Origin of the sequence: Streptomyces sp. NPDC001904, from assembly GCF_040297005.1 — a bacterium.
Lineage (GTDB): Bacteria > Actinomycetota > Actinomycetes > Streptomycetales > Streptomycetaceae > Streptomyces.
Genome location: NZ_JBEOYI010000032.1, coordinates 20,456 through 46,175, shown reverse-complemented (window position 1 = coordinate 46,175; position 25,720 = coordinate 20,456). Strand labels below are relative to the sequence as shown.

At 71.8% G+C, this 25,720-nt stretch carries 23 protein-coding genes; 6 read left to right on the top strand and 17 right to left on the bottom strand.

Annotation, left to right across the window (positions count from 1 at the left end; genetic code table 11):
* The first annotated feature begins 106 nt into the window (after nt 1-106).
* Nucleotides 107-715 carry a TetR/AcrR family transcriptional regulator gene (locus ABT127_RS34455; RefSeq protein ID WP_351458916.1) on the top strand — a complete coding sequence of 203 codons (609 nt, stop codon included), beginning with the start codon at nt 107-109 and terminating at the stop codon, nt 713-715.
* Here the strand turns inward: ABT127_RS34455 and kynU are convergent.
* The 10 genes from kynU to ABT127_RS34405 all read right to left on the bottom strand — a co-directional run bounded on the left by kynU (nt 708) and on the right by ABT127_RS34405 (nt 10,105).
* Nucleotides 708-1,898, bottom strand: a complete 1,191-nt coding sequence (gene kynU, locus ABT127_RS34450) for a kynureninase (RefSeq protein ID WP_351458913.1) — start codon at nt 1,896-1,898, stop codon at nt 708-710. The genes ABT127_RS34455 and kynU overlap by 8 nt on opposite strands.
* A complete protein-coding gene (locus ABT127_RS34445) occupies nt 1,891-2,715 on the bottom strand; it encodes a tryptophan 2,3-dioxygenase family protein (protein ID WP_351458910.1) in 825 nt (274 codons plus the stop codon). The genes kynU and ABT127_RS34445 overlap by 8 nt, the downstream gene beginning before the upstream one ends.
* A gap of 147 nt (nt 2,716-2,862) precedes the next feature.
* Complete coding sequence (locus tag ABT127_RS34440) at nt 2,863-3,276, bottom strand: DUF3151 domain-containing protein (protein WP_351458908.1); 414 nt, start codon at nt 3,274-3,276, stop codon at nt 2,863-2,865.
* The gene (locus ABT127_RS34435) at nt 3,273-4,448 is read right to left on the bottom strand and encodes a MalY/PatB family protein (RefSeq protein ID WP_351458905.1); all 1,176 of its coding nucleotides are present in this window, start codon (nt 4,446-4,448) and stop codon (nt 3,273-3,275) included. The genes ABT127_RS34440 and ABT127_RS34435 overlap by 4 nt, the downstream gene beginning before the upstream one ends.
* A gap of 78 nt (nt 4,449-4,526) precedes the next feature.
* Nucleotides 4,527-5,558 (bottom strand): class II fructose-bisphosphate aldolase, encoded by a 1,032-nt coding sequence (gene fbaA / locus ABT127_RS34430; RefSeq protein WP_351458903.1) that lies wholly within the window; start codon nt 5,556-5,558, stop codon nt 4,527-4,529.
* A gap of 174 nt (nt 5,559-5,732) precedes the next feature.
* Nucleotides 5,733-6,287 carry an orotate phosphoribosyltransferase gene (gene pyrE, locus ABT127_RS34425; RefSeq protein ID WP_018529249.1) on the bottom strand — a complete coding sequence of 185 codons (555 nt, stop codon included), beginning with the start codon at nt 6,285-6,287 and terminating at the stop codon, nt 5,733-5,735.
* Nucleotides 6,288-6,297: 10 nt separating this feature from the next.
* Complete coding sequence (locus tag ABT127_RS34420; protein ID WP_351458899.1) at nt 6,298-7,086, bottom strand: aldose epimerase family protein; 789 nt, start codon at nt 7,084-7,086, stop codon at nt 6,298-6,300.
* 36 nt (nt 7,087-7,122) lie between these two features.
* Nucleotides 7,123-7,875: an SRPBCC family protein gene (locus tag ABT127_RS34415; RefSeq protein WP_351458896.1), complete on the bottom strand. Its 753-nt coding sequence runs from the start codon at nt 7,873-7,875 to the stop codon at nt 7,123-7,125.
* 89 nt (nt 7,876-7,964) lie between these two features.
* The gene (locus tag ABT127_RS34410; RefSeq protein WP_351458894.1) at nt 7,965-9,500 is read right to left on the bottom strand and encodes a polyamine aminopropyltransferase; all 1,536 of its coding nucleotides are present in this window, start codon (nt 9,498-9,500) and stop codon (nt 7,965-7,967) included.
* An 80-nt stretch (nt 9,501-9,580) separates the two neighbouring features.
* On the bottom strand, nt 9,581-10,105 hold the full coding sequence (locus tag ABT127_RS34405; RefSeq protein WP_351458892.1) for a DUF2617 family protein: 525 nt from the start codon (nt 10,103-10,105) through the stop codon (nt 9,581-9,583).
* A 968-nt stretch (nt 10,106-11,073) separates the two neighbouring features.
* On the opposite strand from ABT127_RS34405, the gene ABT127_RS34400 reads away from it, so the two are divergent.
* Nucleotides 11,074-12,258 carry a pyridoxal phosphate-dependent aminotransferase gene (locus ABT127_RS34400; protein WP_351458889.1) on the top strand — a complete coding sequence of 395 codons (1,185 nt, stop codon included), beginning with the start codon at nt 11,074-11,076 and terminating at the stop codon, nt 12,256-12,258.
* Between the two features lie 108 nt (nt 12,259-12,366).
* Nucleotides 12,367-13,539 carry a putative hexosyltransferase gene (locus tag ABT127_RS34395; protein ID WP_351458887.1) on the top strand — a complete coding sequence of 391 codons (1,173 nt, stop codon included), beginning with the start codon at nt 12,367-12,369 and terminating at the stop codon, nt 13,537-13,539.
* 7 nt (nt 13,540-13,546) lie between these two features.
* On the opposite strand, the gene ABT127_RS34390 is transcribed toward ABT127_RS34395, so the two are convergent.
* From ABT127_RS34390 to clpB, 3 genes are all read right to left on the bottom strand, one after another.
* Nucleotides 13,547-14,086, bottom strand: coding sequence for a YbjN domain-containing protein (locus tag ABT127_RS34390; RefSeq protein ID WP_351458884.1), 540 nt, complete (start codon nt 14,084-14,086; stop codon nt 13,547-13,549).
* Nucleotides 14,087-14,213: 127 nt separating this feature from the next.
* Nucleotides 14,214-17,426 carry a hypothetical protein gene (locus tag ABT127_RS34385; protein WP_351458881.1) on the bottom strand — a complete coding sequence of 1,071 codons (3,213 nt, stop codon included), beginning with the start codon at nt 17,424-17,426 and terminating at the stop codon, nt 14,214-14,216.
* Between the two features lie 235 nt (nt 17,427-17,661).
* The gene (gene clpB / locus ABT127_RS34380) at nt 17,662-20,271 is read right to left on the bottom strand and encodes an ATP-dependent chaperone ClpB (protein ID WP_351458992.1); all 2,610 of its coding nucleotides are present in this window, start codon (nt 20,269-20,271) and stop codon (nt 17,662-17,664) included.
* A 140-nt stretch (nt 20,272-20,411) separates the two neighbouring features.
* Between clpB and ABT127_RS34375 the strand changes: the two genes are divergently transcribed.
* Nucleotides 20,412-20,834, top strand: coding sequence for a pyridoxamine 5'-phosphate oxidase family protein (locus ABT127_RS34375; protein WP_351458879.1), 423 nt, complete (start codon nt 20,412-20,414; stop codon nt 20,832-20,834).
* Nucleotides 20,835-20,935: 101 nt separating this feature from the next.
* Here the strand turns inward: ABT127_RS34375 and ABT127_RS34370 are convergent, their stop codons facing one another.
* Together ABT127_RS34370 and ABT127_RS34365 are read right to left on the bottom strand one after the other, a co-directional pair.
* The gene (locus ABT127_RS34370) at nt 20,936-21,295 is read right to left on the bottom strand and encodes a hypothetical protein (RefSeq protein ID WP_351458876.1); all 360 of its coding nucleotides are present in this window, start codon (nt 21,293-21,295) and stop codon (nt 20,936-20,938) included.
* Complete coding sequence (locus ABT127_RS34365; RefSeq protein ID WP_351458873.1) at nt 21,292-21,732, bottom strand: hypothetical protein; 441 nt, start codon at nt 21,730-21,732, stop codon at nt 21,292-21,294. Before ABT127_RS34365 ends, ABT127_RS34370 begins: the two co-directional genes overlap by 4 nt.
* 143 nt (nt 21,733-21,875) lie before the next feature.
* Here ABT127_RS34365 and ABT127_RS34360 point away from each other — a divergent pair, with 143 nt between their 5' ends.
* Complete coding sequence (locus ABT127_RS34360; RefSeq protein WP_351458870.1) at nt 21,876-22,886, top strand: helix-turn-helix transcriptional regulator; 1,011 nt, start codon at nt 21,876-21,878, stop codon at nt 22,884-22,886.
* A gap of 47 nt (nt 22,887-22,933) precedes the next feature.
* Nucleotides 22,934-23,860, top strand: a complete 927-nt coding sequence (locus ABT127_RS34355; protein WP_351458867.1) for a LuxR C-terminal-related transcriptional regulator — start codon at nt 22,934-22,936, stop codon at nt 23,858-23,860.
* A gap of 19 nt (nt 23,861-23,879) precedes the next feature.
* Here ABT127_RS34355 and ABT127_RS34350 read toward each other — a convergent pair whose 3' ends face one another.
* Together ABT127_RS34350 and ABT127_RS34345 are read right to left on the bottom strand one after the other, a co-directional pair.
* A complete protein-coding gene (locus ABT127_RS34350) occupies nt 23,880-25,001 on the bottom strand; it encodes a substrate-binding domain-containing protein (RefSeq protein WP_351458864.1) in 1,122 nt (373 codons plus the stop codon).
* Between the two features lie 261 nt (nt 25,002-25,262).
* Nucleotides 25,263-25,637 carry a nuclear transport factor 2 family protein gene (locus ABT127_RS34345; RefSeq protein ID WP_351458862.1) on the bottom strand — a complete coding sequence of 125 codons (375 nt, stop codon included), beginning with the start codon at nt 25,635-25,637 and terminating at the stop codon, nt 25,263-25,265.
* Between the last annotated feature and the right edge of the window lie 83 nt (nt 25,638-25,720).

Here is a 25,720-nt window from a genome sequence, read left to right as displayed (position 1 = left end):
GAACCAGCGGGGTAAGCGGACGCTACCAGGATGATCACGGCGGCCGACACGCACAGTCACCACATCGACCGGATAAACGGTCCTGCGGTTCCGTTACTCTTCCGGCATGAGCAGTGAACCCGAACCCGGCACCCTCCGCCCGGGCGGCCGCACCGCCCGGGTCCGCGCCGCGGTGCTCGCGGCGGCCGGTGACGTCCTGGCGGAGCGGGGCTTCGCCGGGCTGGACCTCGCCGACATCGCGCGCCGCGCGGAGGTCGGCAAGACCACCGTGTACCGGCGCTGGTCCTCCCCCACGGGACTCGTCACGGACCTGCTGGCCGAGATGGCCGAGGAGTCGCTGCCGCGCACGGCGACCGGCTCGCTGCGCGGCGACCTGACCGCCAACGCCCGGCTGGTGCAGCGGACCCTGACCGATCCCCGGCAGGGCCCGCTGTTCCGCGCGGTGATCGCCGCCGCGACCTGCGACGAACGGACCGCGCAGGCCCTGGGGCAGTTCTACGAGGTCCGGGTCGCCGAGTGGGCGCCCGCCGTCGAAGAGGCCGTCGACCGGGGCGAGTTGCCCTCGGGGACGGATGCCGGCGAGGTCGTCCGGGCCGTGTCCGCCCCGCTCTACTACCGGATGCTGACGACCGGCGCCGCGCCCACCGAGGCGGACGCGGACCGGGCCGTCGCCGCCGCAGCAGCAGCGGCCGAGGCCGGCGCCTACGTCAGCTGAGCTCGCCGGCCAGCACCCGCGCCGCCCGCTCCACCTCGGCGAACCCCAGATACAGCGGGGTGAACCCGAACCGCAGCACGTCGGGCGCCCGGAAGTCGCCGACGACGCCCGCCGCGATCAGCCGCCCCATGACCTCACCGGCGTCCGCGCAGCGCAGCGCGACCTGGCTGCCCCGCTCGGCGTGGGCGGCCGGGGTGACGACCTCGACCCGGCCCTCGGGCACGTACCCCGCCACGCACTCCAGGAAGAAGTCCGTCAGCGCGAGGGACTTGGCGCGCACCGCGGCGACCGAGACGTCCGGCCGCGACCAGACGTCGAGAGCCGCCTCCAGGGCGAGCATCGACAGGATGTCCGGGGTGCCGACCCGGCCGCGCACCGCACCGTCGGCGGGCTCGTACGCGGGGCGCATCCCGAACGGTTCGGCGTGCGAGTTCCAGCCCGGCAGCGGCGAGTCGAAGCGCTCCTGGTGCGCGGCGCGCACGTACAGGTACGCGGGTGCGCCCGGGCCGCCGTTGAGGAACTTGTAGGTGCAGCCGACCGCCAGGTCCACGCCGTGCTCGTCGAGCCCCACCTCCAGCGCGCCCGCGCTGTGGCACAGGTCCCAGACGGAGACGGCACCGGCCGCGCGGACCGCCGCCGTCAGTCCGGGCAGGTCGTGCAGGCGGCCGGTGCGGTAGTCGACCTGGTTCAGCAGCACGGCCGCCGTCCGCGGGCCGAGCGCCTCCGGCACCGCGCCCGGGTCCACCGCCCGCACCGTGCACCCCGTCATCCGGGCCGCCGATTCGGCGATGTAGCCGTCCGTGGGGAACGTCGCGGCGTCCACCACGATCTCGTCGCGCCCCTCGGGGGCGAGGCGTACCGCGCCCACCAGCGCCTTGAACACGTTGACGCTGGTGGAGTCGCCGACCACGACCTGACCGGCGGCCGCCCCGAGCAGCGGGGCGATGCGGTCGCCGATCCGCTCCGGCGCCGTCCACCAGCCCGACTCGGTCCACGACCGGATGCGCAGCTCGCCCCACTGGCGGCGCACGACGTCCTCGACCGCGCCCGGCACGTTCACGGGCAGCGCGCCCAGCGAGTTGCCGTCCAGGTACACCACGTCGTCCAGCACGAACTCCGCGCGCACCGCGGCCAGTTCGTCGGCGGCGTCCAGCTCCCGTGCGCGCTCTCGCAGATCAGACATGGGACCTCGCCGTCCAGAGTTCGGGAAAGACATTGCCGCGCGCCCGCTTCTCCAGCCAGGCGACCCCGGCGGAGCCGCCGGTGCCCGTCTTGGCGCCCATCGCGCGCCGGGTCGCCACCAGGTGGTCGTTGCGCCAGCGCCACACCAGCTCGGCGACGTCGCTCAACGCCTCGCCGAGCCGGGCGAGTTCGGCGCTCTCGTCGCCCGCGTACAGGGCCGTCCACACCGCCTCGACCTCCGGCGACGGCTCGTAGCGGCGGGAGACGTCACGGTCCAGGACGGCGCGCGGCACGTCGTGGCCGCGCCGGGCGAGCAGCCGCAGCACCTCGTCGTACAGGCTCGGCTCGTGCAGCGCCTTCTCCAGCTCGGCGTGGACGCGCGGGGCGCCGCGGTGCGGGACCAGCATCGAGGCGGACTTGTCGCCGAGCAGGAACTCCATGCGCCGGTACATCGCCGACTGGAATCCGGAGCCCTCGCCGAGCGCGGCCCGGTAGGAGTTGAACTGGCCCGGGGTGAGCTGGGCGAGCGGCCGCCACGAGGCGTTCAGCGCCTCCAGCTCGCGCACCGACCGCTTGAGCGCGGCGATCGCGGCGGGCACGTCGTCGGCGGCGAGGGCCCGGCTCGCGGTCTCCCACTCGTGCACGATGACGGTGAACCACAACTCCATGACCTGGGTCGTCACGAGGAAGACCATCTCGCCGGGATCGTCCGAGCGCAGGGTCTGGAGGTGGGTGAGGACGTCGGCCTGGACGTAGTCCTCGTAGGGCGTGGTGCCCGCGAAGTCGAGATGCGGCATCGCTTCCGCGTCGTGGGACATCGCTGTCTCCTGTTGCGTACTACGGGTAGCGGTCCGCCCTGCCGTTACCGGCACGGGGCCCCGGTCCCCACCTCGCATCCTTCACAATCGTGCCCCGAAACGGCAAGGCCCGCCTGATCACAGGCGGGCCTCACGGGACAGCGGGCTCTAGCCGAGGGTCTGCGCGGCCGTCGCCGAGGAGTCCTTCAGGAACTGCGTGCAGCGCTCGTACTCCTCCTGCTCGCCGATGGCACCGGCGGCGCGGGCCAGGGCGTGCAGGGCGCGCAGGAAGCCGCGGTTGGGCTCGTGCTCCCACGGCACGGGCCCGTGGCCCTTCCAGCCGGCGCGGCGCAGGGAGTCCAGGCCGCGGTGGTAGCCGGTGCGGGCGTACGCGTACGACTCCACGACGCTGCCCCGCTCGAAGGCCGCGTCGGCGAGCTGCGCCCAGGCGAGCGAGGAGGTCGGGTACTTCGCGGCGACGTCCGCAGGGGCGGTGCCGCCCGCCAGCAGCTCGCGGGGCTCCGGGTCGTCGGGCAGATGGGTCGGGGGCGGTCCCCCGAGCAGGTTCTCGTGAAGGCTCATGGGTTCCAGTCTGCGCCATCGGCGCGGACGCTCGCGACGGCCCTCACGAGCGCCTCGATCCCGGCCTCCGCCTTGCTCCGCGGACAGCCGAGGTTCAGCCGCACGAACCCCGGTTCGCCGTACGTCCCGCCCGGCATGACCGCCACCCGCTCCCGCTCGACGAGGACCCGCTGCAGCTCCTCGTCGGACGTGATGCCGAGCGGCCGCAGATCGATCCAGGCGAGATATCCGGCCTGCGGGATCCGCCAGCCCAGCTCGGGGAAGCTCTCTTCGAGCCGGTCCTCCAGGAGCCGCAGGTTCGCGTACGTGTACGCGCGCAGCCCGTCCAGCCAGGCGCCGCCCTCGCGGTAGGCGGCGATGTGCGCGGTCAGCGCGAGCACGGCCGGTGACTCCAGGCCCTCGTCGTGCCCCATCCTGCGGACGAACTCGGCGTGGTCGTCCGGGTCGCCGACGAAGCCGTAGCTGCCGCTCAGCGCGGGGAAGTTGAAGGACTTGCTGCCGGAGGTGACGAGCGCCCAGCGCAGCCCCTCGCCGTACGCCGTGAACGGCCGGTGGACGTATCCGTCGTGGGTGAGGTCGGAGTGGATCTCGTCGCTGATGACAGCGATGTCATGGGCGCGCGCGAGAGCAGCGATCCGCCGCAGCTCGGCGTCGGTCCACACGTGCCCGGTCGGGTTGTGCGGCGAGCACAGGAAGAGGGCGCGGGCGTCCGGGCGGGCCAGCTCGCGCTCCAGTCCGGCCCAGTCGTCGACGCCGACGGTGCGCAGCTCGCGGCCGAGCCCGGTGACGCACTTGCGGAACCCGTCGTAGGTCGGAGTGTGCGCGACCACGGCGTCGCCCGGAGCCGTCCACATGCGCAGCAGCTGCGCGATCTGGTTCAGGACCGAGGGGGCGTACACCAGCTGCTCGACGTCCACCTCGGTCGCGTACCGGTCGCGGTACCAGTCGCGTATCGCGCCGCGGAAGTCGTCGTGCTGCCAGTCCGTGTAGCCGAGCACGCCGTGCCCGATGCGCTCGGTGAGGGCGTCGAGCACCTCGGGCGGCGACCGGAAGTCCATGTCGGAGATGGTGAACGGCAGCAGGTCCGGCACGGGGAACCGGTCCGTGATGCCGTCCCACTGCACGCACCAGGTGCCGCGCCGGTCGACGACGGTGTCGAAGTCGTACGTCACTGCTGAGTCCTCCAGACATGACACGGGCCCGGCACCCCGAGGGGGCCGGGCCCGGCCGTAGGCTCGTTCTCGGTCCGCCTACTTGATGCGGGTACCCGTGGAGCGCAGGCTCTCGCAGGCCTCGACGATGCGGGCGGTCATGCCGGCCTCGGCCTTCTTGCCCCACACGCGCGGGTCGTACGTCTTCTTGTTGCCGACCTCGCCGTCGACCTTCAGGACGCCGTCGTAGTTCTCGAACATGTGGCCCGCGATCGGCCGCGTGAAGGCGTACTGGGTGTCGGTGTCGAGGTTCATCTTCACGACACCGTTCTCCAGCGCGGTGCGGATCTCCTCGAGGGTGGAGCCCGAGCCGCCGTGGAAGACGAAGTCGAACGGCTTGGAGCCGGCCGGCTTGCCGTACTTCTCGGCGATGCCCGAGTTCAGCTCGGCGAGCAGGTCGGGGCGGAGCACGACGTTGCCCGGCTTGTACACGCCGTGCACGTTGCCGAACGAGGCGGCCAGGAGGTAGCGGCCCTTCTCGCCCAGGCCGAGGGCCTCGACGGTGCGCACCGCGTCGTCGACCGTGGTGTAGAGGTTGTCGTTGATCTCGTGCGAGACGCCGTCCTCCTCACCGCCGGTCGGGGTGATCTCGATCTCCAGGATGATGTGCGCGGCCTTGGCCTTGGCGAGCAGCTCCTGGGCGATCTCCAGGTTGTCGGCGAGGGTCTCGGCCGAGCCGTCCCACATGTGCGACTGGAACAGCGGCAGGCCGCCGGCCTCGACGCGCTTGGCGGAGATGTCGAGCAGCGGGCGCACGTACCCGTCCAGCTTGCCCTTGGGGCAGTGGTCGGTGTGCAGCGCGATCTTGTTGCCGTAGCGCTCGGCGGCGACGTGGGCGAACTCGGCGAGCGCCTGCGCGCCGACGACCATGTCCTTCACGCCCTGGCCCGACAGGTACTCGGCGCCACCGGTGGAGATCTGGATGATGCCGTCGGACTCGGCCTCGGCGAAGCCCTGCAGCGCCGCGTTCAGGGTCTGCGTCGACGAGACGTTGATGGCCGGGTAGGCGAACTTCCCCGCCTTGGCCCGGTCGAGCATCTCGTTGTACTGATCCGGGGTTGCGATGGGCATCTGCCGTCTCCTCGTGAAGCGCGGGATTGCGGGTTGAGGTTGTTCTGGTGTCCTGACCGGTGGTCCGACCTCACCAAGCACCATGGGGTGACATCATCGTCGGCCCCATCTTTCCAGACTTGTGCGAATGCTCCAGTCCGGGGAAGGCCCGGTTCGGCGGGACGTACGTCCCGGCTAGTCCAGGCCCAGCTCGTCCTTGGAGAACGCGAAGAGGTACGGGACCCCGGCGCCCTCGGTGATCTTCTCGGCGGCGCCGGTGGCGCGGTCGACGATGGTGGCGACGCCGACGACCTCGGCACCCGCCTCGCGCACCGCCTGCACGGCCTCCAGCGGGGAGCCGCCGGTGGTGGAGGTGTCCTCGACGACCAGGACGCGGCGGCCCTTGATGTCGGGACCCTCGACGCGGCGCTGCATGCCGTGCGCCTTGGCGGCCTTGCGGACGACGAAGGCGTCGAGCCGCTCGCCGCGGGCGGCGGAGGCGTGCAGCATGGCGCCGGCGACGGGGTCGGCGCCCATGGTGAGTCCGCCGACCGCGTCGAACTCCAGGTCCTTCGTGAGGTCGAGCAGCACCTGGCCGACGAGCGGGGCGGCCTCGCCGTCGAGGGTGACGCGGCGCAGGTCGACGTAGTAGTCGGCCTCGAGCCCGGAGGAGAGCGTCACCTTGCCGTGCACCACGGCCTTGTCCTTGATCTGCTGGAGCAGGGCGTCCCGCACGTCGTTCGTCGTCATGCCTATGAGCTTAAAGGCGCTGCCAGGTCCACGTGGTGCTGGCCTCCAGCGGCTCCACGGGCGTGACGAGGCGCGGGGCGGTGTTGAGCCCGTTCGGCGGCCCGGTCTGCGGCTCGACGCACACGGCGGCGTCCTGCTCGTCGTAGACGACGACCCACGGCTCACGGCTCTTCACGTTCACCGCGAACGCTCCGGGCCAGGTCAGGGTCACGTCCACCCCGTCGGGCATGCCGAAGCAGTCGTCCCACGGCTGCGGCTGCACGTCGATGCGCCGGCCGGTGGGCAGGTGGTCCTCGCCCCGCTCCTCCTGCCAGGCGGCGTCGAAGGCGATCTCGACAGCGCTCTCGCCCAGCTTCCGGTTGAACCAGGGGTGCCAGCCCACCTGCGCCGGGAACGAGTCGCCGTACGTCTCGATGCCGAGCGTGAGCGTCAGCGCGTCCTCGGTGAGGGCGACGACCTGGGTGACCCGGCCGGAGTAGGGCCAGGGGTCGGTGAGGTCGTACGTGAACACGGCCTCGGCCGCCGATGCCCGCGCCGTGGTCCACTCGGCGTCCCGGGCGAAGCCGTGGATGGCGTGCGGCGGGGAGTTCAGCGGCATCTGGTGGACGTGGCCGCCGTCCCTGAACCGGCCGTCCGCGATCCGGCCGCACCAGGGCACCATCGGGAAGCAGCCGTAGCGCTCGCCCTGCCGGAGCAGTTCGGTCCCGGCGATCTTCAGACTGCTGATGCGGCAGCCGTTGCCCGGCGCCACGGTCACTTCCGCGTCGCCCGCGGTCAGCGTCGTTTCCTGTGTCGTCACGACCACTGACCCTATGCGGGGCGGGGGCCTGAGCGCTCAGCGGCGCCTGCGCAGCGCCCGGCCGACCACGATCGCGGAGGCGACGGCGAGGGCGGCTGCGGGTGCCGCCCAGCGCAGGGTGGCGCTCGCCGTGCTGCCCGCCGGGGCGGGCACGGGGGCGTAGCGGCCGCGCGGCGGGGCGTGGTCGACCTCCTCCGCGCTGCGGCCGATCATCGTGCGGCGGGCGTGGGCGGCGGCCGGCTCGGCGGGCAGGTCCGTCTCGGGGTCGAGGGACGGGGGCGGCACCTCGACCTCGTACACGGACGGCTCCGGCGCGTCCGGGATCCCGGGGTCGTCGGTGGTGTCCAGGGGCTCCGGGTCGCTGCCGGGCTCCTGTCCGGCGGCCGCGAGGTTCTCCGCGAATCGGGTCAGCAGGCGCTGGGCCGCCGATTCCACCGCGTCGCCGGGGAGTTCGGCGACGCGGCCGTCGCCGGCCGCGGTGCCGGTGAAGGTGAGGGTGGTGCCGCCGTCGGTGGCGGCGGCGCGGGCGGTCAGGGCGAAGGTCACGGTGCCGGTGCCGCGGGCCTCGACGGCGTCGCCGCTCACCGCGAGAGAGCCGTCCGGGGCGCGGTCCACCGTGACGGTGCCGCGGTACGTGATGGTGTGCCCGCCGATCCGGACCTTGAGGCGGCCGCCGTCGCCGGACGCGTCGCGCTGGAAACCGGGCAGGGCCCGGGCCACCCGAAGGGGGTCGCCGAGCACCGCCCTGACGGACTCCGCCGGAACCGGAACGAACACCTCATGCTCCATGCCAGCCGACCCTACCGACTCCGTCCCGGCCATGGTCCCGGTTCACCCCAGCGAGGGGCGATTCGTGGCCAGGCGCTCGTGGGCGCGGGCTAGTCGGCGGTGTAGCGCGGGTGCACCAGGGTCGAGGGGGCGTAGGGGCGGTCGGGGCGGATCACCCTGGCGCCCCCGGCGGACGGCGGCGCCTGCCGGGCGCCCAGGACGAAGGCGGCGCCCCCGCTCCCCCGGTAGGAGACGATCCGGAACCCGGCCGACCGCACGGTCTCCGCGACGGTCCAGAACCGCCCCGACACCGGCCCCCCGTGCACCACGACCCGCCCCCGCTCCCCCAGCACCCGCGCCACCAGCCCGTAGAACTCCTGCGAGTACAACTTCGTACTGCTGGTGAGCGCCGGATCGGGCAGATCGCAGATCACCACGTCGTACGGGCCCCCGAGCGGTTCCCCGCCCCGCAGCAGCCCGAACACGTCCCCGGTGACCACCCGCACGCGCGGATCGCTCAGCGCCCGCCCGTTCACCGCGCTGAGCCCCGGGTCGCGGCGGGCGAGCCGCACCACCTCGGGGTCGGTGTCGACGACGTCGACCCGCCGCACCCCGCCGAAGCGCAGCACCTCGCGCGCCGCGATCCCGTCCCCGCCACCGATCACGAGCACCCGGCCCCGCGGCCCGTCGCGCAGCGCGGGGTCGACGAGGTCGGCGCGGTAGCGGGCGGCGGCGTCGCCGCGCACCCGCAGCCTGCCGTCGAGGTAGAGACCGAGGGGCCGCCCGTGCTCACCGCCGGTCAGCACGACCTCCTGCACCTCGCTCTGCACGGCGACCCGCACCTGCGCGCCGAACATGGCGTGCCGCGCCGCCCGCTCGAAGTCGTCGACGAGGACCCAGGCGGCGGCCAGGACCGCGAGCACCGTGACATTGGCGGCGAGCAGCAGCCAGCGCCCCCGCCGGCTCAGGTCCCGCCGGAACAGCCCGAGGACGAGTGCCCCGCCCGCCACGGCATTGACCGCGCCGGTCAGCAGCGCTCCCGTCAACTGCCCGAGCAGCGGCAGCAGGACGAACGGGAAGGCGAGCCCGCCCACCAGCGCGCCCACGTAGTCGGCGGCGAACAGGTCGGCGACCGCGCCACCGGGGTCCTGCCGCCGGATCCGCTGGATGAGCACCATCAGCAGCGGCACCTCGGCGCCGATCAGCACCCCGATGGCGAGCGAGAAGCCGACCAGCAGGTATCTCGGCCCGTCGCCCCAGACCCCGCCCCAGCCGCCGGTCCAGGCGAACACGGCGTACAGGGCCATGGCGCTGCACCCGCCGACCAGCGCGAGCAGGGCCTCGAGCATGCCGAAGCCCGCCGCGGGGCGGCAGCGCAGCCGCTTGGCGGCGAGCGAGCCGAGGCCCATCGCGAAGACCATGACGGACAGCACCACGGACGCCTGGGTGACCGAGTCGCCCATCAAGTACGAGGCGAGGGCCACCAGTTCGAGTTCGTACACCAGTCCGCAGGCTGCGCAGACGAAGACGCCGGCGAGGACCAGGAACCGGCCGGTGCCCGGCTTGACCGGGAGCGGGGCCCGGCCCGGCTCGCCCCGGGACCGCGGGACCCCCGAGCGCGGGGCAGGGGCGTGCGGATCGATCACTCAGGGAACGCTACGTCACCGCACAACTCCGTCCCGTCACCCACACGTGTGGAAAACCGGCGCACAGGCATACACGGGGGTCACATCAGCACGGGGGCGGCCCTCCGCACTCCCACCCGGGTGCGGGTGGCGACGAGTTGACCGTCCTGCGGGTACGCGTGCCAGGTGCGCCAGTGCACCTGGCCCTCGTGCCGCTGGGCGAGCATCGCGGTGAAGGCGTGCGGGCTGCCCGGAAAGACCCCGGCCAGACCGTTCGGATGGTCGGACACCAGAGCGAGCAGCTCCTGCGCCCGCCCGGCGAACTGGCCCGGCGTCAGGTCCTCGACCCGGGCGGCGAACTCGTACTCCCAGTCGCCGACGCGCTCGGCGACACCGAGCGGCAGCGGGGTGCTGCTGCCCGGAATACAGGCCACGGTCTCCGAGCAGCTGCCGTTCTCCTCCTCCAGGAGCACCTGGTGGGAGGCGCCGAGCAGCCTCAACTGGAGCGTGGCGCCGGAAAGTTCCAGATCGAGGGTGGCGAGCGCGGGAAGCGGCTCACGGCCGAGGGTCCAGGCCAGGTCGTCCGCGCTGGTGTCGGTGTAGGCGGTGTTCAGGGTCGTGAGCATGGGTCGGCTCCGCTAGCACGCAAAGGGAGGTGGGGCCGGCTGTGGCAAAGGGACCGGCTCGTGCCCACGCGAACGCTGTGAATACGCAGTACGAGGGCTGAGTTGACGGTTAAAAGGGAATCATGGGCGATGGCGCGGTCACAGCGTTTTTACCCAACTTGACGGGGTTTCCATCCCCCCGAGCGCTGCACAGCTCAACTGTTCAACCTCCGCGACCGCCGGAATGCGCCCGGCGCACACCCTTCGGGTCCTTCCTGGACACATGTACGGACGATCCGGCCCCGCCCGCGTCCCGACATGCGGACGGCCCGCGTGGACCGACTGCCCCGTGTCAGTCGCCTCCGCGCGGGCCGCCCGCCTCCCCGTGAGCGGTGCGGCGTCAGCTGCCGCCGCCGCACCCGCCTCCGCCTCCGCACGACGAGCCGCCCCCGCAGGAACTCCCCCCGCCGCACGAGTGGCCGCCCCCGCAGGAGTGGCCGTGATGGCCGGACGATCCGGACGAGCACGAGGTCCCACCGGAGCTCGCGGCCCCGCCCCCGGCCCACCAACTGCTGCTCGCACCCCGCGAGCGCGACTTCTTCTTCCGCAGCGACGTACTGGGCGCACGACCGCTGCCGCCCGCCTTGGCCGTTCCGACGACGATGGCGACGACCAGCACCACGAAGACCCCGATGAAAACTGCTCCCATCACCGGTCCTCCTTTCCCTTCCCCCGAATCCCCCGAGGGGCGCCCCGTGCGGGCGTGACAGGGGGATGCCCGTGCCCGCACACGGTCAAAGCAGAGTTGAGGAACTCCAGAGCTTTCTCCCGTCGAAGGAGGTGCTGACCTGCGCAGAAGTGCCTTTCAGAAACTCTTCGCACCTCCCTGGCCATACGCCCCACCTGCCCGTTTCTCGCGATTTCGGGACCGAGGCGTGTGGGAATCTCCGCCGGACGCAGGTTGAGGAAGCCGCACCTCCCGGCGCAGGATGACGCCCATGACCTCCCGCACCCGCCCCCTCCTCAACCGCCGTCTCGCCGAGTTCGGGACCACGATCTTCGCGGAGATGTCCGCGCTGGCCGTCTCCACCGGAGCCATCAACCTCGGACAGGGGTTCCCCGACACCGACGGTCCCGAGCAGGTGCGCGAGGCCGCGGTGCGGGCGCTGCGGGACGGGCGCGGCAACCAGTACCCGCCGGGGCCCGGCGTCCCCGAGCTGCGTACCGCCATCGCGGATCACCAGAAGCGCCGGTACGGCATCGAGCTGGACGCCGACCGCGAGGTGCTGGTCACCGCGGGCGCGACCGAGGCCATCGCGGCCTCGCTGCTCGCCCTGGTCGAGCCCGGCGACGAGGTGATCGCCCTTGAGCCGTACTACGACTCGTACGCGGCGAGCATCGCGCTGGCCGGCGGTACGCGGGTGCCGGTGACCCTGCGCCCGGACGGCGGGGCGTTCCGCCTCGACCTCGACGAGCTGCGGGCCGCCGTCACCCCGCGCACCCGGCTGCTCCTCGTGAACACCCCGCACAACCCGACCGGCACCGTCCTCACCCGCGCCGAGCTGACCGCCATCGCCGAGCTGGCCGTCGAGCGGGACCTGCTCGTCGTCACCGACGAGGTCTACGAGCACCTGACCTACGACGACGCCGCACACGTGCCGCTGGCCACGCTGCCCGGGATGCGGGAGCGGACCGTGACGATCGGGTCGGCGGGCAAGACGTTCTCGTTCACCGGGTGGAAGGTCGGCTGGGTGACGTCGTCGCCGGAGCTGGTGACGGCCGTGCGCTCGGCCAAGCAGTTCCTCACGTACGTCTCGGCCGGGCCGTTCCAGTACGCGGTCGCCGAGGCCCTCGCCCTGCCCGACTCCTACTTCTCGGACTTCCGCGCCGAGATGACCGCCAAGCGGGATCTGCTGGTGGCGGGGCTCACCGACGCGGGGTTCGGGGTGTTCCGGCCGCGGGGCACGTACTTCGTGACGACCGACATCCGGCCGCTCGGGTTCGACGACGGGTTCGCGTTCTGCCGGGCGCTTCCCGAGCGGTGCGGGGTGGTGGCTGTTCCGAACGCCGTGTTCTACGACGACCGGGAGGCGGGGGCGCCGTTCGTCCGGTTCGCCTTCTGCAAGCAGGAGAAGGTGCTGGCGGACGCCGTGGGCCGCCTGAAGGGACTGTAGAGCGGTGTCGTCGCTCGTCTGACGGCCGGTGGGGGCTGCACCCGAAGGACGAACCCGGTCGGCGCAGCCCGAGTCGCGGCGGCGGCAGCCGCACCGCAGGGTTCGGATGTGACCGAGCCGAGCACCACCGCCCTACTTGACGCCCCCTCAGCCACCATCGCCCGGCCCCGCACGACGGATACGGCGCTGCGGGCCCTGGCCCTGTTCGTCGTCGTCCGCATGGCCGGCGGCGCCGCCCTCGCGCTCACCGGTGAGAAGTCCTGGGCGCTGCTCGGCCGTTCCTGGGACTCGATCTGGTACCTCGGCATCGCCGCGGACGGCTACGGCGCCCACACCCTGCACCCGGGCCCCGGCCTCCGCTACCAGGACCTCGCCTTCTTCCCGCTCTACCCGGCCCTGATCCGCGCCGCGCACACCCTGCTGCCGATGCTCGACGCCGGCGCCTGCGGCCTGCTGATCGCCTGGGCCGCGACGGGCGCCGCCGCGCTCGGCATCCACCGCATCGGGCTGCGGCTGCACGGCCCGACCGTGGCCGCGCTGCTCGTCGTGCTGTGGGGGGTGCTGCCGCACTCGGTGGTGCTGTCCATGGGCTACACGGAACCGGTGCTCACGGCGCTGGCCGCCTGGTCGCTGTACGCGGTGCTGACCGGGCGCTGGGTCTGGGCGGGCGCCCTGGCCGCACTCGCGGGCCTCGCCCGGCCGAACGGTTTCGCGGTCGCCGCCGCCGTGCTGGCCACCGCCGCCTGGGAACTCGTGCGGCGGCGCGGCCGCGTTCCCCACAGGCTGTGGACGGGCGCCCTGCTCGCCCCGGCGGGCTGGGCCGCGTACGTCCTGTGGGTGGGCCGGCGCGAGGGCGATCTGCTCGGCGGCTACTTCGCGGTGCAGCGGGCCTGGGGCTCCACGTTCGACATGGGGATCGGGTCGGCGCGGTTCGCCAAGCGGATGCTGCTGCGCGGGGACGCCTTCGTGTTCCCGATGGCGCTGGTGATCGTGGCGGCGGGCGTGCTGCTGTTCGCGCTGCTGCTCCTGGACCGGGCCCCGCTGCCGCTGGTCGTGTACAGCGGCGTGCTGCTGTCGATCGCGGTGTGCGGCTCCGGCTTCTTCGAGTCCAAGCCGCGCTTCCTGCTGCCCGCGTTCCCGCTGCTGCTGCCGCTGGCGTGCGCCCTGGCCAGAACGGCGAGAACCCGACCCGCGCAGGCCCTCCTGGTGGTGGGTGCGCTGGCCGGGCTCTCGGTGGCGTACGGGACGTATCTGCTGGTCTACGCCCACAGGCCGCTGTAGCGGGGTGTCACTCGGCGTCGTCGCCGGGCTTCTCGTCGTCCACGGCCGAGTCGACGTCGGCCTCCAGGCCGAGCTCCTCCACCAGCCAGCGGTCGAACTCGATCGCGGCGCGCACCCAGCTGACGGTCGACGACACGAAGTGCTCCAGGGAGACTCCGGTGCCGATCAGCATCTGGGCCTCGCCGATGAGGCGGACCGTGCCGTCGTCGTGGGTGTGGCTGTAGACCTTCGGCCACAGGGTGCGGCGGTTCCAGTCGTCGATCGACTCCAGGAGCTGAGGCTTGGCCTCGATGCCGTGCGGGCGGTCGTAGAACGTCCGCACCGAGAAGACCTGCTGGTCGCCCTCGCCGCGGAACATGAAGTACGTACGGAACTCCTCCCACGGCGCCGCGAGGTCACCCTCGTCGTCGATGACGTGCTTGAGCTCCATCTGGTCGAGCAGCTGCTTGACCAGGTCCTGGTCGGGAATGACGGGGCCCGCCGGTCCCGCCCCCTGCTGCTGAGGCTGTCCCCCGAAATTCGGAATCGAGGACGGGTCGATGCTCACGCGCTTGTTCCCTTCGTATGGATTCCGTCATCCTCTCCCATCCCGGGCGGGGTGCCGCAACCCCCGCCCGGTTCCATTGTCGGTGTCCGCTGTCGGCTGACCGGAATCGATCGCGACGGGCCCCGTCTCAGCGCACGACCGCGGCGGTCGCCGCCGTCCGCAGCGTCCGGGAGGCGTGCCCGGTGCGGACCGCGGTGACCGTCACGGAGACCCTCTTTCCGAGCTGGGCGGACGTGAGGCGCAGGGTCGCGCCGGTGGCGCCGTCGACCGCCTTGCCGTCCGCGAACCAGCGGTAGCGCAGCGCCGTCGGCTTCGGTGACCAGAGCCCGGGGTTCACCGTCAGGACGCTGCCCACCTTCGCGCTGCCGGTGACCGCGGGATTGCGCAGTGCGTGGGGTGCGCTGCCCTCGGCCACGGTCACGGCGGCGGACACCGCCGTCGCGGCGGGCGCCCCGGTGAGCCTCGCGGTGACGGCGACCGTGACCTTCTTGCCCAGCAGGGCGGCGGGCACGGTGTACGTGGCGTCGGTCGCCCCCGCGATCGGCGTGCCGTCCGCCTGCCACTGGTACGTCAGCGACGCCGGCGCGGGCGTCCAGGTGCCGGGCCCGGCCGTCAGTTTCTCCCCCACCTTCGGGGTGCCGGTGATCTTCGGCGCCGTGGTGTTCCGCGCCGCGGCCGCCGCGGTGACGGTGAAGGTGCCGCGCGGGTACTCCCAGCCGTTGTGCGGAAACACGCTCAGGTTCCAAGCGCCGGGTGCGACGCCCGTGAGGTCGAGGACGGCGGTCAGGGACGTACGGTCCGCCGACACCTCGGTCGTCCTCGCCGTCACCGTCTTGCCGTTCAGCTGGATGCGCACCTCGTCGTCGGCGTGCAGCGCGGTGCCGGTGACCTTGAGGGTGGCCTTGGATCCGCTCGTCCCGGTGAGCGGGGTCACCTGGGCGACGGAGACCTTCTCGGTGCCGCAGAACACGGACCTGCAGATCAGCTCGGCCCGGTACGCGGTGCTCGACGTCTTCTCGGGCAGTCCGAGGACGAGCGTGGTCGGGGTGGTCGCCGAGGTGTACGGCTCGTTGACCCCGCACCGGTACCCGCCCGAGCCGGCGGACGAGCATCCGTTGGCGAGCTTGGAGTTGTAGAGGGCGGGCACCGCCGTGTCGGCCGCACCGGCCGTGTCGGAGATCTTCGTCTCGAAGTAGTCGGCGTACGCCGTCGGCAGCACCGCGCACACGGCCGTGTGCTGCTCGTTCAGGGTGCCGGTGACCGGCCCGTAGCCGTAACTGACGTTCGGGACCCGCTCGCACTCCTTCGCCGGTCCGTCCGCGGTCGCGATGCGCAGCGCGTCGAGCCGGTAGGAGGAGGCGGACCTGAGGTTCGTCGGGACGGTCGCGATCACCTGGTAGCGGGTGGAGCCGGTGACGGCGCACGCCTTGTTCTGGTAGCTGCACGCGGTGCTGCCGTCGGCCTTGTACGCGAGGATGTTCGCGGTGCCGAGCGCGTCACGGACGTTCAGGTGCAGCACGTCCGCGGCGTCCGCCGTGGTGACCTGACGGCAGCTCAGGGTGCCGGGCGCGCCCAGGTCGCCGCCGACCGAGGGGCCGCCGACCGCGCTCGCGGGCGCCGACGTGCACCCCTTGGCGTCCGCGGTGACATCGCGGCGGGCCAGGGTGTACGAGGCGGTGGTGTCGCGGCCGGTGAACAGCACGGTGTACGCGGTCTTGGGCTTGAGCCCGCAGGTGGTCCAGGTGGACAACGACGCGTACACCGAGCAGACCTGCTTGCCGTCCGGGTCCAGGACGGAGAAGGAGGCGGTGGCGGTGGTACCGGTGTCGGCGCGCAGCTGCAGGTTCTCCGTCGCGCTGTGGGCGTCGGCGGGAATGGCCAGGCAGGTCGCGAAGACACCGTCGCCGGTGCGCACCGCGGCCGTCGGGCCGTCGGCGGTGAAGTCACCGGCCGGGAACGCCCGGCAGTCGTTGGCCGCGTCGGTGCGCAGCACGGTCAGGTTGTACGGCCCGGTGGCCGGGTCCTGGCTGTCGGTGGAGACCAGCACGCGGTGCGGGCCGTCCCCGGCCAGCGCGCAGGTGCCGCCCGACAGGGTCTCGTAGTCGCAGCGCTGGGCGCCGACGGCGTCCACCACCGTGGCGTCGGGGTAGGGGTCCGCGCCGGACGCCTTGAGCACGGCGACCCGGGCGTCCTTCGGGAACGGCAGGGTCAGGCAGTCGATCTCGCCGGCCGCGTCGAAGCGGCCCTTGACGGTGCCGGACGCGGCGGGCTCGCAGCCCTTCGTGGACGCCCGGTCGAGGATCAGCGTCGGCCGGTCGGTGAACAGCGTGTACGTCCCGGCCGTGAGACGGCACAGGGACGTCTCGCCGCCGCCGCGGCACACGGTCTTGCCGTCGTGGTCGTAGACGGAGAGCGCGGTGCGCGTGCTGTCGGAGATCTCGTACAGGCTGTACGAGCCGTCGGCGGGGACGGTCAGGGTCCGGCAGCCGACGCCCTCCCGGGCCGGGGACGGCGCGGCGCCGAAGGAGTCGACCGGGGCGGGCGCGCAGCCCGCCGGGTCGGAGAGGCGGCGCACCTTCAGCTCGTAGGAGGCCGGGTAGCCGTCCTCGATCTCCGTGATCTGGCCGATGACGCGGTAGGGGCCGTCACCGGGCAGGACGCAGCCCTCGCTGTCGTCGTCGTTGAAGTGCGGGCAGATGTGGGCGCCGGTCGCGTCGGTGATCCAGTTGACGGACTCGCCGTACTTGGGCAGATCCAGGTCGACGGTGATCCGCTCACCGGGCTTGCCCTCGAACGCCTGGCACAGCAGGGCGACCTTGCCGGACAGCGAGCCGGTGACGGGCTTCGTGTCCCACGCGGTGGAGACCGGGGAGCCGCACCCGTCCGTCGTGCCGAGCGGGAAGACGCCGACCGTGAAGTCCGCGGGGGCCCAGCCGTTGTTGACGACCTTCACCGTGTACGCGGCGGCACGCGGCAGGTCGCACCAGCCCGCGCCCCAGTCCGCGTCGTAGCAGTCGATCTCGGTGTCGCCGTCGTACACCTGGACGTAGCCCTCGGGGAGGCCGCCGAGCAGCACCCGGTGCAGGCCCGCCGCCTCGGTGGTGACGGTGAAGCAGGTGCTCTGGTCGGCGTCGACCGTCCCGGAGCCCACTCCGTCGCCGGGGTCGCCGAAACCGGCGAGCGGCAGCGCGGCGCACTGGCCGGCCGCGGCGTCCGTCCCGTCGGCGACGGCGCGGGACGCGCCGGGGACCAGCAGGGCGACGAGCACGGACAGGACGAGCAGGAGCGTGGTACGGGCCGCGGCGACAGGTCTCGCGGTCGTACCCGTGGGGTGTGGCATGGAGTCCCCCCGGACCGGTGAAGTGGCTGAACGCCGCCCGGCCGTACGCGATGTGAGTGCCTGCGACATCGGCGCCGGGAGTGACGTGAGTGGCCTCGCGGGCCTCAAGCGGCCTGCGCGATCGCGCGATCATCCCACAGAAACTTCACTGGATGCGCACACGTTTTCGAGCCCGTCGCTCGGGAGCGACGGGCTCGAATTCCGGTGCCCGGGGCTGTCGTTGGACGGGCCCCCGCTACAGCGTCTTCCCGGGAGCCGCCCCGGGCCCCACGATCAGCCCGTCCCCGAAGACGTCCACCCGGACCGTGTCCCCGTCCTTGATCTCGCCGGACAGGATCTCCTTGGCCAGGCGGTCGCCGATGGCCGTCTGGATCAGGCGGCGCAGCGGGCGGGCGCCGTAGGCCGGGTCGTTGCCCTCGTCCGCGAGCCAGGTCAGCGCGGCGTCCGTGACGTCGAGCGTCAGGCGGCGGTCCGCCAGGCGCTTGGCGAGGCGGTCGAGCTGGAGCCCCGCGATGCGGCGCAGCTCGTCCTTGTCCAGGGCGGAGAAGACGACCAGGTCGTCGAGCCGGTTCAGGAACTCCGGCTTGAAGGAGGCCCGGACGATCTCCAGGACCTGCTGCTTCTTCTCGTCCGCCGAGGTCATCGGGTCGGTCAGGAACTGGCTGCCCAGGTTCGACGTGAGGATCAGGATCGTGTTGCGGAAGTCGACCGTGCGGCCCTGACCGTCGGTGAGACGGCCGTCGTCGAGCACCTGGAGCAGGATGTCGAAGACCTCGGGGTGGGCCTTCTCCACCTCGTCGAGCAGCACGACGCTGTACGGGCGCCGGCGCACCGACTCGGTGAGCTGGCCGCCCTCCTCGTAGCCGACGTAGCCGGGCGGGGCACCGACGAGCCGCGCGACGCTGTGCTTCTCGCTGTACTCGCTCATGTCGATGCGGATCATGGCCCGCTCGTCGTCGAAGAGGAAGTCGGCGAGCGCCTTGGCCAGTTCCGTCTTGCCCACGCCCGTCGGGCCGAGGAAGAGGAACGAGCCGGTGGGGCGGTCGGGGTCGGCGATGCCCGCGCGGGTGCGGCGGACGGCGTCGGACACGGCGCGGACGGCCTCGGACTGGCCGATGAGGCGCTTGCCGAGCTCGTCCTCCATGCGCAGCAGCTTCTGCGTCTCGCCCTCCAGCAGGCGCCCGGCCGGAATGCCGGTCCAGGAGGCGACGACGTCCGCGATGTCGTCGGAGCCGACCTCCTCCTTCACCATGGTGTCCCGGGCGGCCTCCTCCTCGGCCTCGGAGGCCTCCTCCAAGTCCCTCTCCAGGGTGGGGATCTCGCCGTAGAGCAGCTTGGACGCCGTGTCGAAGTCGCCGTCGCGCTGGGCCCGCTCGGCCTGTCCGCGCAGCTCGTCGAGCTTCTCCTTCAGCTCACCGACGCGGTTGAGGGACTGCTTCTCCTTCTCCCAGCGGGCGGTGAGTCCGCGCAGCTCCTCCTCCTTGTCGGCGAGGTCGCGGCGCAGCTTCTCCAGGCGCTGCCTGCTGGCCGGATCGGTCTCCTTGCCGATCGCCAGCTCCTCCATCTTCAGGCGGTCGACGGAGCGCTGGAGCTCGTCGATCTCGACCGGGGACGAGTCGATCTCCATGCGGAGCCGGGAGGCCGCCTCGTCGACGAGGTCGATGGCCTTGTCGGGGAGGAAGCGGGAGGTGATGTAGCGGTCGGAGAGGGTGGCGGCGGCCACCAGCGCGCTGTCCGCGATCTGCACCTTGTGGTGGGCCTCGTAGCGGCCCTTGAGCCCGCGCAGGATCGCGATGGAGTCCTCGACGGACGGCTCGGCGACCAGCACCTGCTGGAAGCGGCGCTCCAGCGCCGGGTCCTTCTCGATGCGCTCGCGGTACTCGTCGAGCGTCGTGGCGCCGACCATCCGCAGCTCACCGCGGGCGAGCATCGGCTTCAGCATGTTGCCCGCGTCCATCGCGGAGTCGCCGCCGGCGCCCGCGCCCACGACGGTGTGCAGCTCGTCGATGAAGGTGATGACCTGGCCGTCGCTCTCCTTGATCTCGGAGAGGACGGTCTTCAGCCTCTCCTCGAACTCGCCGCGGTACTTCGCACCCGCAACCATCGCACCGAGGTCGAGCGAGACGAGCCGCTTGTCCTTCAGGGACTCCGGCACGTCGCCCTTCACGATGCGCTGGGCGAGGCCCTCGACGACGGCGGTCTTGCCGACGCCGGGCTCGCCGATGAGCACGGGGTTGTTCTTGGTGCGGCGCGACAGCACCTGGACGACCCGGCGGATCTCCTGGTCACGCCCGATGACGGGGTCGAGCTTGCCCTCGCGGGCGGCGGCGGTGAAGTCCGTCCCGAACTTCTCCAGCGCCTTGTAGGACCCCTCGGGGTCGGGTGTCGTCACCCGGCGCCCTCCCCTGATCTTCGCGAACGCCTCGGCCAGCTTCTTCGCACTGGCCCCATTCTCGGTCAGCACCTCACCGGCGGCGCCGCCCTTGGCGGCGATGGCGATCAGCAGGTGCTCGGTGGAGAGGAACTCGTCGCCCAGCTCCTTGGCACGCTCATTGGCGTCCGCGAGCACCGCGAGCAGGTCGCGGCTGGGCTGCGGCGGCGGGACCGTCGACCCGGTCACGCTGGGCAGCGACGCCAGTACGCGCTCCGCACCGGCCCTGACCTGCGCCTGGTCGGCGTCGACGGCGGCCAGCAGGTCGACGATGTTCGCATTCTCATCGGCCCGCCCTTCGAGAAGGGCCAGCAACAGATGTGCCGGGGTCAGATCCGGGTGCCCCCCGGACACGGCCCGGCTGCTCGCCGCGTTGATCGCGTCGCGGCTCCGGTTCGTCAGCTCGGCGTCCACGTGCCTGTTCTCCTCCACGTCCTCGGTACTACGGGTTCGGGTACTAACTCTGACTTCACCAACGTAGACAAAGTTGAGTCTATTCCACTCAACCCAGGAGTCGGAAGGCCGCCCGGCGGGTTCGCGGTAGGTTCCGGGGCATGGCCAAGCGGATCGACCTCGACAATCCTCCCGACGCCTTTCTCAGCTTCTGGCGAGAACGGCATCTGTGCACCCTGACGACCCTGCGCGGCGACGGCACACCGCACGTCGTCCCGGTCGGCGTGACCTACGACGCCGAGGCGCGGGTGGCCCGGGTGATCACCGGCAAGGGGACCCGCAAGGCCGCGCATCTTCTCGACGGGCCGGGGCCGGTCGCGGTCTGCCAGGTCGACGGACGGCGCTGGGCCACGCTGGAGGGGCGGGCCACCGTGCGCACGGATCCGGAAAGCGTGGCCGACGCCGAGCGCCGCTACGCGGAGCGCTACCGGACGCCCCGGCCCAACCCGGACCGGGTGGTCATCGAGATCGCGGTGACCCGCGCGACGGGCAACGCCGTCTTCGACGACTCCGACGCCGGCTAGGGCGCACGCAAAACTGCAGCGGCGCCACCGTGTTTCAGGTCCACGGTGACGCCGCTGCGGGGGGAAGCACCTGCGCGATCTACAACGACGGGGGCATCGCGTCAGGCACTGCGGGGGGTGGCTGTGGTGCGGGGGGACGCCCCTCGGGGCGCCCGCGAGGCCTCGGGTCCTGCCTCGCCGACCAGCTGGTGGTCACGCTGGTCCAGATTCACGAAGATCATCCCGTACCGGACGACCGACCGCACCGGCTGTGGGGCGCCGCGCGGCCGACGCAGACACCGGAAGGCCCGGATGTCGTCGTCGTCCTCCCGCACCACGACGATCGGCTCTCCGAACAGGGTGACCATGAGGGAGTCACCGGCGTTCGGGATCGCCGTCACGAGGTCGATGGTGTGCCAACCGGAGCGGTAGGCGATCGCCATCTCGCGGCGCAGGGTTCTGTCGTCCGGTGGGGTGATCATGCAGCACCTGCCACGGGGGCGGTGCTCCAGGAGAGGTCGGGGGGTGCCACGGCCTGCGTCACCGTCGTTCCCGAGCCGGCGGGCGCCGTGCTCCACGACAGGTCGGCGGGCCGCACCGACGTCACGCCGGCGGGTGCCTTGCTCCACGACAGGTCCGCGGGCCGCACCGCCGTCGCACCGGCCGGGGCCGAACTCCACGACAGGTCCACGAGCCGCACGACCGAGCCGGCGGGCGCCTTGCTCCACGACAGGTCCGCGGGCCGCACCGCCGTCGCACCGGCCGGGGCCGAACTCCAGGAGAGGTCCGGCGGCGCCACGGCCTGCGACACCGAAGTGCCCGTACCGGAAGGCGCCGAACTCCAGGACAGATCCAGGGCGCCGGCAACGCCGAAGGCCAGCCCGGCGGAGAAGGCACCCACCAGTATCGAGCGAAGCATTTCCTTGCGCATAGTGGGCTTCGTCCTCACTTCCATGGCTACTCTCCCCCGGCTCCCCAAGACGATGGCTCATTCGGCCACGCAAACACCACAGGATCGATGCATCATGTTCCTGCACGTTCAGGACCCTGGGGGGTGAGCAAGTGATACCAAAACATCCACATGGGACACATCCCCATGCTGCGGCCGAATTGTGTGACGAGGGCAGGCGGTTGTACGCCCATGCCCTGCACTCCGGGCGTATCGCGCGCACGGAAGTGGTGCCCGCTCCATGTCTGCTGGACTTCGCCCTGCTCCACCCGGACCCGGACGACGCCAACTGGCTGCGGCCGGTGCCTCCCGCGGCGGCGCTGGCCCAGCGGCTGCACCCCATCGAGCGCGAGATACAGGAGCGCCGGAGCCTCGCCGTCGACCTCGCCAACTATTTCGAACCTTTCATGGCGATCAGCGCACAGGATCCGGCGACAACCCATGCGATCACCGTGCTCGAAGGCATCAACCGGATCAACTCCGCCATCGAGCTGGCGATAGCTGAGTGCACCTCCGAGATCCTCACCGTCCAGCCGGGCGGCGGCCGCAGCGAACACTCCCTCACCGAGGCGCTGGAGCGCGGCCAGGACGTCATCGCGCGCGGCATCACCATGCGCACCCTGTATCAGCACACCGCCCGCCACAGCCAGGGCACGCTGGTCTATGCCGAGCACATGGCGCGCGGAAACGTCGAGATCAGGACTCTTGAGGAACTCATCGAACGACTGATGATCTTCGACCGTACCGTGGCCTTCATCCCCACCCGGGGAGACACCGAAGTCGCCCTCGAACTGCGGCATCCCGGTCTGGTCGAGTATCTGACCACGGTCTTCGAGCAGTTGTGGGGGCGCGCCGTGCCCCTCCTGGAGGAAGCGCCCTATGCTCCGCCCACCGACGGCATCACCGGGGTGCAGCGCTCGATCGCGAAGCTCCTCGTCGACGGCCATGTCGACGAGGCGATCGCCCGCCGGCTCGGGATGAACGTCCGTACCTGCCGTGCGCACATAGCCAAGCTGGCGGCGGCCCTGGGCAGCGGCAGCCGGGCCCAGCTCGGCTATCTCATCGCCCGCTCGGGGCTGCTGGAGTCAGATACGCCCGAACCGAACAGAGAGAGTCATTCGTGACTGGGCAGGGCCACCCCCACGGCGTCGGCGAACTGTGCGAAGCCGGGATGAGTCTGTACACCCGCACCCTGCGCGAAGGCCGTGTGCTGCGCCGGGACACCGCCCCGACCCCGTGTCTGGAGGCGTACGGGCTGCTGCACACGGACACCGAGGACCCGCAGTGGCTGCGGCCCGTGCCGCCCGCGATCGCGCTGCCGGGGCTGCTGAAGGCGATCGAGCAGGACATCGTGCAGCGGCGCAGCCAGGAGGCGAAGCTCGCCGAGACGTTCGCCTCGCTGATGGCGCTGGACGCGGAGCGGGCCGCGGTGCCCAACGCCCCGCTGATCAGCGTGCTGCTCGGGCTGCGGCGCATCAACGACGCGATCGCCGAGGCCACCACGGAGTCGTGCAGCGAACTGCTGACCATCCAGCCCGGACCGGCCCGCCCCGCGTCCCTCCTCGCGACGACCCTGCCGCGCGAGCAGGAGCTGCTGAGCCGCGGCGGCCGCATGCGCACGCTGTACCAGCACACCTCGCGCCACTCCCCGGCCGTCCTCGCCCACTACGAGGAGCTGAGCGGGGACGTCCAGGTCCGCACCCTCGACGAGGTCACCGAGCGGCTCGTCATGCTCGACCGGACCGTGGCCTTCATCCCGGCGAACCCGGACCGCACGGTCGCGCTGGAGATCCGGCACCCGGCGCTGATCAGCTATCTCGCCACCACCTTCGAGCGGCTGTGGCGGCTGGCGACCCCCATGTTCCCGCTGGATCTGGGCGAGGAGCCGTCGCCGGGCGGTGTCACCACCCGGCAGCGCACCATCGCGACCCTGCTCACCGAGGGCCACACCGACGCGGTCATCGCGGAGCGCCTCGGCGTGAACATCCGCACCGTGCGGGTCCACATCGCCAAGCTCGCGGCGACCCTCGGCAGTGACAGCAGGGCCCAACTGGGCTATCTCATCGGCCGGTCGGGCATCCTGGACGACGAGACGTGAGACCCGCCCGGGCCTTCCGTCACTTCAGGCCGGCCGCGGCACAGGCGTCCGCGTACCCGCCCGAGCAGATCTGCTTGACGGTGTAGATCTTGTCCTTGACGACCGTCTGCTTGATGTTGGACCGCTTCAGCGCCACGACGCTGATGCTCGCCGTGTGGATCTGCTTGGTGGTCGGGCTGTCGGTGCGGCTGGTGGCCAGCGCCTCGAACTCGATGTCGCGGCCCTGGGCGATGCGGACCGCCATCTCGGCGGCGGTCGCCGCCTCGTCCGGGTAGGGCTTGTACACGCTCATGTACTGGTCGCCGGTGAGGATGCGGCGGACGGCGGCAAGTTCGGCGTCCTGGCCGGTGATGGGCGGCATCTTGGTGACACCGGCCTCCTTGAGCGCCGCGATCACACCGGCGGCCATGCCGTCGTTCGCCGAGTAGACGCCCGCGATGTTCGAGGCGCCGAGCGCGGCGATGGCCTGCTGCATGTTGGCCTTGGCGTTCTGCGGCTTCCAGGCCACGGTGTCGTACGACTTCGCGACCGTCACCGTGTTCTCCAGCTCCTCGCGCGCGCTGCTCTTGTAGGCGGCGGCGTTCGGGTCGGTCGGCGAGCCGTTGATCATGACGACCTTGGCCTTCTTGCCCTGGTCCGCGCCGATGGCGGCGACCAGCTCCTTGCCCTGGGTCTGCCCGACGAGGTCGTTGTCGAAGCCGACGTACGCGTCGACCGGGCCCTCGGCGAGGCGGTCGTAGGCGATGACGTGGATGCCCGCGTCCTTCGCCTTCTGCACCGATGCGCGGATCGTGTGTGCGTCCACGGAGTCGACGATCACCGTGTCGACCTTCTCGTCGATCATCTTCTGCATCTGCTGGTTCTGAAGATCGGCGTCCTGGTCCGCGTTGGCGTATACGAACTTGCCCTGACGGCCGGTGAGTTCGGAAACCTGCTTCTCGATGATCGGCCGGTCGAACTTCTCGTAGCGCGCGGTCTCCTTCTCCGGCAGGAGCAGACCTATCTTGACATCGTTGCCCTTGCGCACGGGCGCGCCGCTGTCGCTGCTCCCCCCGGGCAGCACACCACCGCAGGCCGTGAGCGAGACCAGCAGGACGGATGCGGCGCCCGCCTTCGTGGCACATCGCATTCGCGTGTTCATTACGGATACCTCCCTGACGTGGCCGCGACGGTGCGGCCGAGGTGGCTCGAAGCCAACTCGGCGCCCCATGCATCGTCAAGAGGTGAACCAATACCGCAACGAAACCGCGTCCGTTACTTCCCCACATGAAGTCGGAAGTCCCCCCAAGGGGCGAATACTGGACATCCGTTCCGTGTTCACAGGATGCTCACTTTTCCGCCACGTTCCCAGGCGGTGCCCAGGCGGTGCCCAGGCGGTGCCCAGGCGGTGCCCAGGCGGTGCTCAGGCGGGGACGCGGTCGAGGAATCCGTGGACGGCGCGGATCCGTCCGTCGTCGTCCAGCTCGACCACGTCGAACCCGGCGACGGGCGTGCTGCCGTCCGCCTCCGAGACCAGTTCCCAGCCGAAGCGGGCCAGCCGGTGGTGCCCGTCGACGGCGCCGAGCGGCCGGAAGAAGAACCCGGGGAACTGCTCGTGCGCGGCGCCGATGACGGCGCCGATCCCGTCGTGGCCGGTGACGTCGGCTAGCGGGTCCGTGTAGGTGCCGTCCTCGGTCCAGGCGGCGGCGACGGCCTTGGCGCGCTCCTCCGGAGTACGGGCGTTCCAGGCGTCGAAGTAGCGGGCGGCGGCGGTGTCGTAGGGCGTGTCGGCGGTCATTCCAGGTGCCTCCTGAAGTCACGTACGTCTGAACTCGTGGGCCCCGGAGCCCGGACGGAGTGCGCCGCCCGGGTTCCGGTGAC

What these genes read in the sequence shown, in the direction of transcription:
- ABT127_RS34455 (WP_351458916.1), top strand. Translation starts at nt 107, where the DNA reads ATGAGCAGTGAACCCGAACCCGGCACCCTCCGCCCGGGCGGCCGCACC.
- kynU (WP_351458913.1), bottom strand. Translation starts at nt 1,898, where the DNA reads ATGTCTGATCTGCGAGAGCGCGCACGGGAGCTGGACGCCGCCGACGAA.
- ABT127_RS34445 (WP_351458910.1), bottom strand. Translation starts at nt 2,715, where the DNA reads ATGTCCCACGACGCGGAAGCGATGCCGCATCTCGACTTCGCGGGCACC.
- ABT127_RS34440 (WP_351458908.1), bottom strand. Translation starts at nt 3,276, where the DNA reads ATGAGCCTTCACGAGAACCTGCTCGGGGGACCGCCCCCGACCCATCTG.
- fbaA (WP_351458903.1), bottom strand. Translation starts at nt 5,558, where the DNA reads ATGCCCATCGCAACCCCGGATCAGTACAACGAGATGCTCGACCGGGCC.
- pyrE (WP_018529249.1), bottom strand. Translation starts at nt 6,287, where the DNA reads ATGACGACGAACGACGTGCGGGACGCCCTGCTCCAGCAGATCAAGGAC.
- ABT127_RS34415 (WP_351458896.1), bottom strand. Translation starts at nt 7,875, where the DNA reads ATGGAGCATGAGGTGTTCGTTCCGGTTCCGGCGGAGTCCGTCAGGGCG.
- ABT127_RS34405 (WP_351458892.1), bottom strand. Translation starts at nt 10,105, where the DNA reads ATGCTCACGACCCTGAACACCGCCTACACCGACACCAGCGCGGACGAC.
- ABT127_RS34400 (WP_351458889.1), top strand. Translation starts at nt 11,074, where the DNA reads ATGACGCCCATGACCTCCCGCACCCGCCCCCTCCTCAACCGCCGTCTC.
- ABT127_RS34385 (WP_351458881.1), bottom strand. Translation starts at nt 17,426, where the DNA reads ATGCCACACCCCACGGGTACGACCGCGAGACCTGTCGCCGCGGCCCGT.
- ABT127_RS34375 (WP_351458879.1), top strand. Translation starts at nt 20,412, where the DNA reads ATGGCCAAGCGGATCGACCTCGACAATCCTCCCGACGCCTTTCTCAGC.
- ABT127_RS34370 (WP_351458876.1), bottom strand. Translation starts at nt 21,295, where the DNA reads ATGATCACCCCACCGGACGACAGAACCCTGCGCCGCGAGATGGCGATC.
- ABT127_RS34365 (WP_351458873.1), bottom strand. Translation starts at nt 21,732, where the DNA reads ATGCTTCGCTCGATACTGGTGGGTGCCTTCTCCGCCGGGCTGGCCTTC.
- ABT127_RS34355 (WP_351458867.1), top strand. Translation starts at nt 22,934, where the DNA reads ATGAGTCTGTACACCCGCACCCTGCGCGAAGGCCGTGTGCTGCGCCGG.
- ABT127_RS34350 (WP_351458864.1), bottom strand. Translation starts at nt 25,001, where the DNA reads ATGAACACGCGAATGCGATGTGCCACGAAGGCGGGCGCCGCATCCGTC.
- ABT127_RS34345 (WP_351458862.1), bottom strand. Translation starts at nt 25,637, where the DNA reads ATGACCGCCGACACGCCCTACGACACCGCCGCCGCCCGCTACTTCGAC.